Genomic DNA, 13232 nt, shown 5'->3' with positions numbered 1-13232 from the left:
ATCAAGTCGTTTGTGCACATACGACTTGATTCCCTCCGTCCCCTTTTTCTTCCGGCAACGAGAAAGGCCGGCTTGCGCCGGCCTTTCCTTCATCACTCCATGTCGCCGCTTACAGCGCCTTGGCAGCTTCCACAACGTGCGCCGTGGTGATGCCGAAGTGCTTGTACAGCTGGTCGGCCGGGGCCGAAGCACCGAAGGTGTCGATACCGATCACCGCGCCGTCCAGGCCGACGAACTGGCGCCAGAAACCGGTGACGCCAGCTTCCACGGCCACGCGCTTGCGCACCGCGTTCGGCAGCACCGATTCACGGTAGGCCGCATCCTGGCGCAGGAACACGTCGGTGGACGGCATCGAGACCACGCGGGTCTTGATACCGGCCGCGTCCAGCTGGGCCTTGGCTTCGGTGGCCAGCGAGACTTCCGAGCCCGTGGCGATCAGGATCACGTCCGGGGTACCGGCAGCATCGGCCAGCACGTAACCGCCGCGCTCGATCTGGGCGATCTGCTCGGCGCTGCGCGGCTGGTGCGGCAGGTTCTGGCGGCTGAACACCAGGCAGCTCGGGCCGTCCTGGCGGGTGATCGCGGCCTTCCAGCTCACGGCCGACTCGACCGCATCGCACGGGCGCCACACGTCGTTGTTCGGGATATAGCGCAGCGAGGCCAGGTGCTCCACCGGCTGGTGGGTCGGGCCGTCTTCGCCCAGGCCGATCGAGTCGTGGGTATAGACGTGGATGGCGTGGGCCGGAATCAGCGCGCTCATGCGCACGCCGTTGCGGGCGTAATCGCTGAACACCAGGAAGGTGGCGTCGAACGGAATGAAACCACCGTGCAGGGCCAGGCCATTGGCGATGGCGGTCATGCCGAACTCGCGCACGCCGTAGTACACGTAGTTGGCGTTGGCGTCGTCGCTGGCAACCGACGTGCTGCCCTTCCACAGGGTCAGGTTGGAGTGCGCCAGGTCAGCCGAGCCACCGACGATTTCCGGCAGCAGCGGCGCGTAGGCTTCGATGGCCAGCTGCGAGGCCTTGCGCGAGGCGATCGTCGGGCCTTCAGCGGCCACCTGGGCGATGTAGGCATCGGCCTTGGCAACGAAGTCGGCCGGCAGCTCGCCATGCGAACGGCGGGTCAGCTCGGACGCCTCAGCCGGATACTGGCTGGCGTACTTGTCGAACAGTTGCTCCCACTCGGCCTGGCGCAGGGTGCCGGCGCCATTGGCGCGCCAGCCATCGTAGATCGCCTGCGGGATCTCGAACGGGCCGTATTCCCAGCCCAGCTGCTTGCGGGTGGCTTCCAGCTCGTCCTTGCCCAACGGGGCACCGTGGCTGGATTCCTTGCCCGCCTTGTTCGGCGAACCGAAGCCGATGGTGGTGCGGCAGCAGATCAGGGTCGGCTTGTCGCTCTGCGACAGCGCGGCCTCGATGCCGGCCTTGATGCTCTCCGGGTCATGGCCATCGACGTCGCGCACCACGTTCCAGCCGTAGGCCTCGAAACGCTCCGGAGTGTTGTCGGTGAACCAGCCCTCGACGTTGCCGTCGATGGAGATGTGGTTGTTGTCCCAGAAGCAGACCAGCTTGTGCAGGCCCCAGGTACCGGCCAGCGAGGCGGCTTCGTGCGACACGCCTTCCATCAGGCAGCCATCACCCATGAACACCCAGGTGCGGTGGTCGACCACTTCCAGCTCCGGGCGGTTGAAGCGCTGTGCCAGCAGCTTCTCGGCCAGGGCGAAGCCCACGGCATTGGCGAAACCCTGGCCCAGCGGGCCCGTGGTGGTTTCCACGCCCGGGGTCTCGTGGCGCTCCGGATGGCCTGCGGTATGGCTGCCCAGCTGGCGGAACAGCTTGAGCTGCTCGATCGGCAGGTCGTAACCGCTCAGGTGAAGCAGCGCGTACTGCAGCATCGAACCGTGGCCGTTGGACAGCACGAAACGGTCGCGGTTGAACCAGTGCGGGTTGCTCGGGTTATGGCGGAGGTAGTCGTTCCAGAGGACTTCGGCGATGTCGGCCATGCCCATGGGCATGCCGGGGTGGCCGGACTTTGCGGTTTCAACCGCATCGGCGGCGAGGAAGCGGATGGCGTTGGCCAACTGGCGACGGGTAGGCTGCGTCATGGTTCTGTCGGAATCGGGAGGCGGCCGCGGACGTGCGGGCGGCCTATTGTCCCACAGACCCGGGGCCGGGTTCAGGCGTAGGACCAGATCCCTTGCCAGTGAAAGGGATCTGGTCCCGCCAACCCCTTACTTGGGCGCGGCAGCCTCGATCACGCCACACATCGACTTCTTCTGGAAGTCCTCGCCAGTGGCGTAGGTGGCCGGGGTGGTCTTGGTCACGGTGATCTTCGAACCCTTGCCCTCGGCTTCAACCAGCACGTTCCACGGCAGGGTGGTCTGGCTACCATTGAACTGGACGTTCTGTTCCAGGGTCAGCATGCCCAGGTCCTTGTCCACGCTGGCGACCTTCAGGCCCGACTTCACGCCCTCGATCTGGATACGCTTGAGAGCGTCGGCCGGGGTAACGTTGGGCACCACGTCCCAGGTGGTGAAGGTGCGCCCGGCGAAGAAGCTGCCGGTCTTGGTGTAGTTGGTTTCACAGGCCTTCTGGGCACTGGCGTCGAAAGCCAGCAGGCCCAGGGCGGCGACCATCACGTACGAAATCCTCATTTCTGCTCCCTTTCGCACGGCGCCAATCCCGACGCCTTCCATGCGTCGGGATAGTATCCATGGCATTCAGGGCGCGTTCAATCGAGGGGCGTGCCCAGCGCCGGTCCGTCATGCGACTCGCCCTTGGCCACCAACGTGGTCAGGGCCAGGTCGCCGGTCACGTTCAGGGCGGTACGGCACATGTCCAGGAAGTGGTTCACGCCCAGGATCAGGCCGATGCCCAGCGGATTCACACCGACCATCGCGCAGATCATCGCCACCACCGGCAGCGAGCCCGAAGGCACGCCCGCCGTGCCGATGCCGCCAAGGATGCAGACCGCCATCACCATGACCTGCTGGCCAATGCTCAGGTCCACGCCGAAGAACTGGGCCAGGAAGATCACCGTCACGCCCTCGAACAGGGCGGTGCCGTTCTGGTTGGCGGTGGCACCCACGGTCAGCACGAAGCGCGACACGCGCTGCGGCAGGCCCATCTGGTCCGCCACGCGCAGTGCGGTCGGCAGGGTCGCGTTGCTGGAGGCGGTGGAGAACGCCATCACCGTCGCTTCCTGGGTATCGCGGAAGAACGACAGCGGCGAGCGGCCGGACAGCCATACGGCAGTACCGTAGGTCACCACCATGTGCAGGCCGAGTGCCAGCACCACCACGCCCACGTACGCGCCCAAGCGGATGATCAGCTCGAAGCCGAACAGCGCGGCCAGATTGAACATGAAGCAGGCCACTGCGTACGGGGCCAGCCGGATGACCAGGTTGATCAGGGTCATCGAGATTTCGAACACGCCTTCGATGGCGCGGCGCAACGGGGCGACCTTCTCATTGTCGGTCAGCACCATGCCGATGCCGAACATCAGCGCGAAGAACATCAGCGACAGGATCGCGCCATTGTCCGACGCGGCCTGCAGCACATTGCTCGGCACGATCGACAGCAGCATGTCCATGCCCTTCGGCGTGCCATGGATTCCAGCGACGATTTCCTTGCTGCGTTCGGCGTTCTCCGACAGCATCATCGCGGCGACCTGCGGATCCACGCCGGCGCCCGGCTTGAGCAGGTTGACCAGCACCAGGCCGATGCCCACGGCAATGCCGGACAGCAGCACGGTATAGGCCAGGGTCTTCCAGCCGATGCGGCCCAGGGCGCGGATGTCGCCCATCTCCGACACGCCCATGATCAGCGCCGAGAAGATCAGCGGCACGATCAGCATGAAGATCAGGTTGAGGAACAGGCCCGACGCCGGGGTGGTGACGTAGTCCATGACCCACTTGGCACCGGCCTGCAGGCCATCGACGCTGCCGCCCAGGGCGTGCACGATCAGTCCCAGGATCAGGCCGATCGCAAAGCCGATGCCCATCTTCCAATGCAGGGGCAACTTCTTCTTGTCGGCAGCAGCTGCTGTCATGCGCGGGTTTCCTCGAAAAATGAATGCACTCTAACAAAGCGCGCAAGCGGCGCCGGTTCAGGTTCGCCGCGTTGGATACAGCGGCGCCAGGCCAGTGTCGGCGGCGCCGGTTGCCGCCGACCAGTGCGGTCCGTCACGGAAGACCTCACGCAGGCGCGCGCGCAACGGGGCCAGTTCGCCCTGCCCGCCCCAGCGCGCCTGCTGCAGGTCCAGCAACACCTGGCGCTGGGCCGGGTCATCCAGCCGGGCGATGACCTGCTCGATGCGTTTCACGCCGGCCATCGCACACAGCCGTGCCTCCACCTGGTCGAAGCCTTCACCATCCAGCGCACGGCGCAGTTCGGCCAAGCCGGCACGCCCGCTCACCACGGTCGGCACAGAGGGCGTGCCGGCTGCAGGCGCCGCCGCACGCGGGCGTCGGCCTCGCTGCCAGCCCCACAACAGGGTCAACAGCCACAGCAGCGCCAGGCCAATGGCCGCCGCCATCCACGGCCACGGACGCTCGGACAGGCCGCTGGCGCGTGGATCGGTCGCGGCGATACGCGCATCCTGTCCATCGCTGCCCGGCAGCGCGGCAGCGGTGTCGATCGGTGGCAGCGCTGCCGGCGAGGCAGTGGCAGCGCCGGTACCGGCCGCAACGGCCAGCGTCATGTCCGGCAGCTTCGCTTCCTGTGCCTTGCCGTTGCGCACATCCCACCAGGGCAGGCGTGGTCCCGGCACCACCAGCGAACCCGGCTGGCGCGGCACGATCGAATAGCGGCGGGTGATCTTCAGGCGCGGCGTGCTGCCGTTGAAGGTCTCTTCGTACTGTGCCGGTTCGGCAAACACCTGCGCGTTGGCGCCGACATCCGGCACCGGCAGGTCGGTGAACTGTGCTCGGGTCGCGCCTTCGGCAACCGCTTCGACCACCACGTTGGCTGCCTCGCCGGTACGGGCACTGGTGGGCGCGCTGGTGTAGCGCAGCTGCAGGCTCTGCAGGGGCAACCACGGCTGCGGCGCCTGTGCCGGCTGTGCCTGCACCTGCAACGTGCGGTCTGCGCCGGTGGCATTCATGCGGCCATCGCCGCCCCCGAAGAAGTCATCGAAGAAACCTCCGGCGCTGCGCCCGCTGAAACGCGCACCGGACAGCCGCAACGCGCCGCTGCGCTCGGGGATCAGCAGGAAACGTCGTTCGACCACGTTGTAGCGGCGCCCGTTCACCTGCCGTACGTCGGTGCGGTCATCGCCCACCCGCTGCAACGACGCGCCCGCCGGGGTATCCAGCACCAGCTCACCGGAGGCCAGCTGCGAGGCGAAATACAAGCGCACCACCACGCCCACGCTCTGCTGCACGTACGGCGTATCGTCATCGACAAGGGTTTCGATGAAGGCCATCGCATTGCTGTCAGGCCCGGCCACGGCGGCCGCATCGACCTGCAGCGTCAGCGGCGCGGTTCGCACACTGCCCACCTGCAGGCCCGGTACCACCAGCGCACCACTGCGCCGCGGCGTCAGCGCCACGCCATACAGGTTGCGCTGCTGCATGCTGCCATTGCTCCATTCCACCTGGCGGCTGCTGGTCTGGCCGCTCAGGTCGAAGTCGGTGCGCAATGGCGTGAAGTCGGGAGCGCCCTGATCGCTCTCGACATTGAGGGTGACCGTATCACCCATCGCGATGCGGTCGCGATCCAGCCAGGCGCGTGGCTGCGCCCAGGCCAGCAGCGGCAGCCACAGCAACAGCGCCGCCAGTACCGGCCGTGACCAGTGCCCGTGCATGTTGATCGCCCGCGTCATCGCCCTTCCCTCTTCCTGCGTTCGTTTTCCAGCTGGAACTTGGCCCGCAGCAACGCGCCCGGATCATCCGGCACACGCCGCATCCACGCTTCCACCGCCTGTTGCTCCTCGCGCTCGCGCGGCGTGCGGCCCTCAGCCCCCGGTACGGGTCTGCCGTCCTTGCCAGCCTCGCCTTCGCGTGCCTGCTGCATCGCCTCCTGCATGCGCTGGCGCTGCTGCTCATCGGCCTGGGCCTGTGCCTTGGCATCCTCCACCTGTGGTGGCGCCTGCTGGCCATCGCGGCCGCGCTGGCCGGGCTGCGGGCTCGACGGGTTCTTGTCGTCACCCGCCTTGGGCTGCCCCTGCTGGCCCGACGGCGGCTGGCCCTGGCCGGGATTCTGCTGGCCCTGCTGCGCCTTCTGGCCCTGCGGGTTCTGCTGGCCCGGGGTATCGTTCTGCTGCTTCTGCTGCCCGTTCTGCGGTGGCTTCTGCTGATCCTGGCCTTTGCCACCCGACTGCCTGCGCTTGCGCGCGGCATCGACCACGGCACGGTTGGCGACCGCATCGGCCATGCCGGGATGCAACGCCAGCGCGCGGTCGTAGGCGGCGATCGCTTCGTCGTAATTGCCTTCGCGTGCCAGCGTGTTGCCCAGGTTGTACCAACCGGCATCGTTGTCGATGCCTTCGAAGCGTTTGCGTGCAGTGGTGAAGTCGCCGTTGCGGTAAGCCTGGACCCCCTCGGCCAGGCGCTGATGCTGCGCCTGGTCGCTACGCTTCCACAGCGTGCCCTGCGCGGGTTGCGAGGCCTGCGTCGCAGGTGCCTGCGCCTGCGCGTCATTCATCCATGGCACGAGGCCGACCGCGAGCACCGCCGCCAGCAGCGCACGACGGCGGAAGGCCAGCAATGCCAGCAGCATCACCGGCGGCAGCAGCCAGAAACCTTCGTCACGCCACTGTTTGCCTTCGCCCGGCCGCTGCGCCGCCGTGCCTTCGCGCGCGTCGAGTACACCGAGCGCGCGCAGATCGCTGTCATCGGCGGCGATGCGTGCATAACGGCCGCCCCCTGCAGTGGCCACCGCGCGCAGGCTGCCCTCATCCAGGGCGGCCTGGCGGATCTGCCCGCTGCCATCGCGGTAGGCCGCACCGGCAGGCGTTCCCAGGCCCAGCACCGACACCTGAAGGCCCAGGCTGCGTGCCTGCGCTGCCGCCAGTGCAGCTTCACCATCCGCCTGGTCGCTGACCAGCAGGATCTGCCCCTGCAGCGCACCGATCTGCCGCATCAGCCGTGTTGCCCAGTCGATGCCGCGGTCGGCACGCTGGCCATCGCGTGGCATCACGTCCGGCGACAGCGCATCCAGATACAGCGCAACATTGCGGCCGTCATCAGTCAGCGGCGCCACGGTGTAGGCATCATCGGCATACACCACCAGGCCCACCTGCCCGCCCTGGCGCGCGCGCAGCAGCTCGCCTACTTTCGCGCGCGCCTGCAGCAGGCGCGACGGTGGCAGATCGGTTGCGCTGATCCGGCTGGACAGGTCCAGTACCACCAGCAGCGGTGCGCTGGCCTGGAACATCGGCTGCGCCTGCTGCCGCCAGCTCGGCCCGGCCATCGCCAGCGATGCCAGTGTCCAGCCCAGCAGCGGCGCCCATGGCAGGCGCACGCGACGCTTCGCACCGGCGGCCAGCAGATGTGGCAACAGATGTGCATCCACGGCCTGCCGCCACGCATCACTGCGTCGCTGCCGGTACAGCGCCAACGCGATGATCAGCGGCAGCGCCAGCAGCGCCCACAACCACTCGGGCCGCAGGAAGTGCAGCGCGTTCCAGTCGGGAAGATTCGAAGCAAACGCGATCATCGGCGACGCTCCGGCCACAGCCAGGCCAATGCGCCCAGCAGCAATGCCAGGCCCAACGGCCACGCATAGCGTTCCTCGCGAGGGCGCAGGCTCGGGCCCTTTGCGGCCACTGGCTCCAGGCGATCGAGCTCGGCGTAGATCCCGGCCAGCTGCGCGGTATCACGCGCGCGGAAGAACTGGCCGCCGGTCATGCTGGCGATCCTCTTCAGAGTGGCCTCATCGACCGGATCCTGGTCGGTGGAAATCGGAATGCCGAACAACCGCATGCTGCCATCGCCGCCAAATGCGACTGTGTGGATGCGCACGCCCTCGGCGCGCGCCACTTCCGCGGCGCGCAGCGGTTCCAGCACACCGGCATTGCTGACACCATCGGTCAGCAGGATCAGCACGCGCTGTCCCTCCGGCTGGGTACGCAGGCGCTTGACCGCCAGGCCGATGGCATCCCCGATGGCGGTCTCGCGCCCGGCCAGCCCGACCACGCTGTCGCGCAGCTGGTCGCGCACGCTGGCCAGGTCCGCAGTCAGCGGCGTGAGCGTGTAGGCGCGGTCACCGAAGATCAGCAGGCCAACTCGGTCGCCCGCACGACGATCCAGGAAGTCGGCAAGCACGGCCTTGGCTGCGGTCAGGCGATCGACCGCCTGGCCGCCCAGCATCATGTCGCCCTCGCCCATGCTGCCGGACACGTCCATCGCCAGCATCATCTGCCGCCCCTGCTGCGGGGGCGTGATGGCGTCACCCAGCTGCTGCGGTCGCGCCAGCGCGATGCACAGTGCACACCACCCCAGCCACAGCAGCAGCGTGCGCAGCCACGACACGTCGACGCGGCCACCACCGGACAGCGCTTCCAGCTCGGCGGCAGCGTAGGGGACGCGTAGTGCAGCACCCGGCGCTGCACGGCGCTTCCACCAGCGCATCAGCAACGGCATCGGGAGGGCCAGCAGGGCCAGCGGCCACGCCAGCTGCAGGTCCGGCCACGGCCAGTAACTTGCCAGCAGGTTCATCGGCGCCGCTCCAGCAGCATCGCCAGGTAGCGTTCGCGGGCCCAGCTGCGTATGGCCGCCACGTCGCGGTTGTCGACGCGCGGGCGATAGGCGCCTTCGGCCAACAGGCTGCGGTGGTCATCGGCCAGCGTGCGCTGCGGGTCGAGGCGTTGCCACCAGGCGTCATCGCGCAGCGATTCACTGCCCGGCTTCGCATGGCGTGCGGCACGGCGCAGCAGTCCGGCGATGGCCGCCAGTTCGGCCGTAGCGTCGGGGGCGATTGCCAGTTCCTGATCGAACAGCTGCAACCAGCGCTGGCGGCGGCGGCGACGTCGCCACATCACCACGGCGATCACCAGCAGCACCAGCACGACCACCGCGCCGATCATCAGGTAACCGGGGGCTGGCGGCCACCATGACGGTGCCGGCGGCAGCTGCACATCGCGCAACGGCAGCGCGGCGCTCATGCCGGCACCTCGGTCGGCGACGGCGCCAGCCAAGCGTCGCTGGACGCATCGGAGGACAGCACCTGCACGTCGACGCGGCGTGCGCCGAGCTGGCGCCGCAGTTCCTGCAGCGGTTCGACAAAGTGCGCCTGCCAGTGCGCCTGCACTTCGCTGCGGCGCAGGTCGAGACCGATGCGCTGCTGCGCGGTCTGGAACTGCAACGCCGCCGACGGTGGCTGCAGCTCCAGTGGATCGACCAGCAGCACCAGGCTGAGGTCGTGATGCTGGGCCAGCGCGCTCCAGCGCGCCGGTGGAATGCGGATGGCCTGCTGCGGATCGGCCAGCACCAGCATGCGCGCGCCTGGGCGCAGCACGCGGCCGGCATGATCCAGCGCGCGCTCCAAGCCCAGATCATCGGCCGGCGGCTGTGCGTACCAGCGGGTCAGCGCGTCGAGCACGCGCAGCACGCCGCGTGGCCCACCCGCGGGGGTGATCGGTGCTTCGCGGTCGCTGCCACGCAATGCGCCCACGCGGTCGCCACGGCGCTGCGCCGACCACGCGGCAACAGCACCCGCGCGTGCGGCCTGCACCGATTTGAAGCGCACGCGGGTACCGAAGTACAGCGCCGGCGACGTGTCGGCCACGATCAGGCTGACCCGCTCACGCTCGGCCTGGAACAGTTTGGTATGGGCGCGGCCGGTGCGCGCCGTCACGCGCCAATCGATGTGGCGCGCGTCGTCGCCGGCCACGTATTCGCGCGACTCGGCGTACTCCATGCCGCGGCCGCGCAGCGGGGATGGTGCCTGGCCCGCGTTGCCGGTGCGGCCACGGCGCGGCGGCGGCGGACGCTGTGCCAGCCGGCGCAGCGCGACCAGTTCGGCCAGCTGCGGGCGCAGCCCGTCACCTTCGAGCGCAGACGGTGCCTGTTCCAGGGATCGATCGGTCATGCGCAGGCTCAGGGTGCCGGCACCCGGGCCAGCAGCTCCTGCACCAGGCGCTCGCCGTCCCAGCCTTCGGCGGTGGCTTCATAGCTGGGCAGCACGCGATGGCGCAGCACGTCGGCGGCGACCGCGCGCACGTCGTCGGGCGTGACGAAGTCACGGCCAGCCAACCACGCCCGCGCGCGGGCGCAGCGTTCCAGTGCGATGGAACCGCGCGGGCTTGCCCCCCATGCGATGCGGCGGCCGAGGCCGGCGTCGTAGCGCGATGGATCACGCGAGGCCAGCACCAGTTCGATCAGGTAGCGCTCCAGTGCCGGTGCCATGTGCAGGTCCAGCACTTCGCGGCGGGCGTCGAACACGTCCTGCATCGGCATCTTGTCCGGCGCCGGCGCGGCCTCGCCCAATGCACCACGGGCACGCTCACGGGCCAGCCGCAGGATCTCCGATTCGGCGGCCTGGTCCGGGTAACCGATGCGCACATGCATCAGGAAGCGGTCCAGCTGCGCTTCCGGCAGCGGGAACGTGCCTTCCTGCTCGATCGGATTCTGCGTGGCCATCACCAGGAACAGCGGCGGCAGCGCATAGGTATGGCGGCCAACCGTGACCTGGCGCTCGCCCATGGCTTCCAGCAGCGCCGACTGCACCTTGGCCGGCGCACGGTTGATCTCGTCGGCCAGCAGGATCGGGTGGAAGATCGGGCCAGGCACGAACTCGAAGCGGCCCTCCTGAGGGCGCCAGATCTCGGTGCCGGTGAGGTCGGCCGGCAGCAGGTCGGGGGTGAACTGCACGCGGGCAAAGTCTGCTTCCAGGCGCGAGGCCAGTGCACGGATCGCCGTGGTCTTGGCCAGGCCCGGCGCGCCCTCCACCAGCAGGTGGCCGTCGGCCAGCAACGCGATCAGCAGGCGTTCGACCAGGGCCGCCTGGCCGACGATCTCGGTCGACAACGCATCGCGCAGCTGGGTGAATGCCGCATGCAGGCGGGAGGTTGCCGGCGCGGGCGGCGGCGAGACAGTTTCGGGCATCGGCGGTGGCAGGTTCATGGGGGCCTTTGACCGGCGCAGGACGGCACGGGTTCCCGACATCATCGCAGGGCGCCTTGCGATTGGCATCAAGAACGGCTGAACAGCGCATCCGCGCATGGCGTGGATCTACCGGCGGAAACGAGGAAGGGCCGCACAGGGCGGCCCTTCTTCGAAGACTTCGGAGCGGTGGCTCAGTTCTGCTTGGCCACGCGCAGCACCTTCGGGGTGACGAACACCAGCAGTTCGGCCTTGTCCTTGTTGCGGCCGCGCTTCTTGAACAGGTTGCCCAGGAACGGCACGTCGCCCAGGAACGGCACCTTGCTGATGCTGTTGCGATCGGTGAACTCGTAGACACCACCGATCACCACGGTCTGCCCGTCCTCGACCAGCACCGCGGTATTGACTTCGCGGCGGTTGATCGACGGCACGGTGCCGTAGCCCTCCAGCTGGATCAGCTGGTCGACTTCGTCCTTCTTCACCTGCATGTTGAGGAACACGCGGTTGTCGTTGGTGATGGTCGGAGTGACCTTCAGCTCCAGCACCACTTCCTTGAACTGCACGTTCGGCGTCGCCACGCCGCCAGCGGTACCACCACTGATCGTGACGTAACCGATCTCCTTGCCCTGCTTGATCATCGCTTCGCGCTGGTTGGTGGTGACCACGCGCGGGTTGGAGATCACCTCGCCTCGCGATTCCTGCTGCATGGCCGACAGCTCCACGTCCAGCAGGTAACCGGCATTGAGGATCGACAGTGCCAGCGAACCCGGGTTGCTGGCGGCGGCCACCGGCAGGTTCCAGTTCAGGCCACGGGTGATCGCCGAGCCGGACTTCACCGGCGGCGGGCCGACCCGGCCACCGGCTTCCCAGTCACGCTCGGCCTTGGCGTTGGCCAGGTCGGTCGTCACCTGCGACTCACGGGTCTTGGCGTTGGCATCCAGGCTGCCGCTGAAGTACACGTTGTCGCGGCTGCCGCTGACACCAAACTTCGCACCCAGTTCGCGGGCGAAGGTATCGGTGGCGATGACGATGCGGCTTTCGATCAGCACCTGGTCGACCGGGCGGTCGATCACGTTGATCAGCTCGCGCATGCGCGCGATCTTCTTCGGGATGTCGCTGATCATCAGCGTGTTGGTGCGCTCGTCGGCCACGATGCGGCCGCGCGAGGACAGGAAGCCACTGTCTTCCTGCGACGAGCTGCCCGAACCACCACCGCTGCCACCACCGCCACTGCCACCAATGCCCTTGGCCTCGGTCAGCGCTTTGAAGATCTGCGTGGCGCTGTGGTAGTTGATCTGGATGTAGTCGGTCTGCAGGTCTTCGCGGTTCTCGATGGCGATGCGCGCGTCTTCCTTCTCCTGCTCGAACTTGGCCAGTTCAGCCTGCGGCGCCACCCAGATCACGCTGCCGTCGCGGCGCTTGTCCAGGCCCTTGGCGCGCAGGACGATGTCCAGCGCCTGGTCCCACGGCACATTGACCAGGCGCAGGGTCACATTGCCCTGCACCGAGTCGGACGCAACCACGTTCAGGTTGGACTCCTCGGCGATCAACTGCAGCACGGTGCGCACCGGCACGTCCTGGAAGTTGAAGGTCACCGGCTTGCCGGTGAAACCGCGCTGGCCGACGGCCTTGGCCGCCTGGGTGACGCTGCCGGCAGTGACCGCGCCGACGGCGGCCGGGGCCTGCCGCGGGCTGATCTCGACCACGTACTCATTGCCGCTCTGGTACGCCAGCGACTCCACTGCACCGCCGGTGCTCAGCACCAGCTGGGTACCGGCACCGGACGGCTTGGCGTCGATGCGCTGTACCGGCGTGGCGAAGTCGGTGACGTTCATCGGCTTCTGCAGGTTGGCCGGCAGTCGGGCATTGCCGACGTCGACCACGACGCTGTTGCCCTGCGTGCGCAGGTCAGGGATCGCGCCCTGCCCGTCGAACTGCACGATCAGGCGCCCGGCGCCGTCATCGCCACGCTTGAAATCGATCTTGGCCACCGACAGGCCTGCCGGCGCAGCGGCCGGTGCCACGGTGGCGCCCACCGGCTTTTCCGCCGGTGCGGCAGCCAGCGCCGGAGCGCAGGCCAGCATCAGCGCGACTCCCAGCGCGCTGACACGGTTCAAGGTAGAGCGCCGGATGGGACGCAGCCCCTTGGCTTGGTGAAAGGTCATCGTGCTATCCCCAGTAAACG

General features: G+C 68.1%; 10 protein-coding genes. All 10 read right to left on the bottom strand.

Annotated elements, in window-relative coordinates; all coding sequences use genetic code 11:
- Positions 1-109: 109 nt before the first annotated feature.
- Positions 110-2107: a transketolase gene (gene tkt / locus ACM0PY_RS08580; protein ID WP_053498456.1), complete on the bottom strand. Its 1998-nt coding sequence runs from the start codon at positions 2105-2107 to the stop codon at positions 110-112.
- Between the two features lie 126 nt (positions 2108-2233).
- Positions 2234-2656, bottom strand: a complete 423-nt coding sequence (locus ACM0PY_RS08575; RefSeq protein WP_235646784.1) for a hypothetical protein — start codon at positions 2654-2656, stop codon at positions 2234-2236.
- Between the two features lie 77 nt (positions 2657-2733).
- Positions 2734-4053, bottom strand: a complete 1320-nt coding sequence (locus tag ACM0PY_RS08570; RefSeq protein ID WP_072168473.1) for a dicarboxylate/amino acid:cation symporter — start codon at positions 4051-4053, stop codon at positions 2734-2736.
- A 57-nt stretch (positions 4054-4110) separates the two neighbouring features.
- The gene (locus ACM0PY_RS08565) at positions 4111-5826 is read right to left on the bottom strand and encodes a BatD family protein (protein WP_180884805.1); all 1716 of its coding nucleotides are present in this window, start codon (positions 5824-5826) and stop codon (positions 4111-4113) included.
- Positions 5823-7661 carry a tetratricopeptide repeat protein gene (locus ACM0PY_RS08560; protein WP_134972768.1) on the bottom strand — a complete coding sequence of 613 codons (1839 nt, stop codon included), beginning with the start codon at positions 7659-7661 and terminating at the stop codon, positions 5823-5825. Before ACM0PY_RS08560 ends, ACM0PY_RS08565 begins: the two co-directional genes overlap by 4 nt.
- Positions 7658-8662 (bottom strand): vWA domain-containing protein, encoded by a 1005-nt coding sequence (locus ACM0PY_RS08555; protein WP_134972767.1) that lies wholly within the window; start codon positions 8660-8662, stop codon positions 7658-7660. The genes ACM0PY_RS08560 and ACM0PY_RS08555 overlap by 4 nt, the downstream gene beginning before the upstream one ends.
- On the bottom strand, positions 8659-9108 hold the full coding sequence (locus tag ACM0PY_RS08550; RefSeq protein ID WP_180884803.1) for a DUF4381 family protein: 450 nt from the start codon (positions 9106-9108) through the stop codon (positions 8659-8661). The genes ACM0PY_RS08555 and ACM0PY_RS08550 overlap by 4 nt, the downstream gene beginning before the upstream one ends.
- Positions 9105-10034, bottom strand: coding sequence for a DUF58 domain-containing protein (locus ACM0PY_RS08545; protein ID WP_180884801.1), 930 nt, complete (start codon positions 10032-10034; stop codon positions 9105-9107). Before ACM0PY_RS08545 ends, ACM0PY_RS08550 begins: the two co-directional genes overlap by 4 nt.
- Positions 10035-10042: 8 nt before the next feature.
- Positions 10043-11068 carry an AAA family ATPase gene (locus tag ACM0PY_RS08540; RefSeq protein WP_005418911.1) on the bottom strand — a complete coding sequence of 342 codons (1026 nt, stop codon included), beginning with the start codon at positions 11066-11068 and terminating at the stop codon, positions 10043-10045.
- Between the two features lie 173 nt (positions 11069-11241).
- Complete coding sequence (locus ACM0PY_RS08535; RefSeq protein ID WP_065185316.1) at positions 11242-13212, bottom strand: type IV pilus secretin PilQ; 1971 nt, start codon at positions 13210-13212, stop codon at positions 11242-11244.
- Between the last annotated feature and the right edge of the window lie 20 nt (positions 13213-13232).

It is taken from the genome of Stenotrophomonas sp. BR163, assembly GCF_047520985.2.
In the GTDB taxonomy this organism is placed as follows: domain Bacteria; phylum Pseudomonadota; class Gammaproteobacteria; order Xanthomonadales; family Xanthomonadaceae; genus Stenotrophomonas; species Stenotrophomonas sepilia.
The sequence above is the reverse complement of the archived record's forward strand: the minus strand, read 5'-3'. Positions and strand labels throughout refer to the sequence as shown.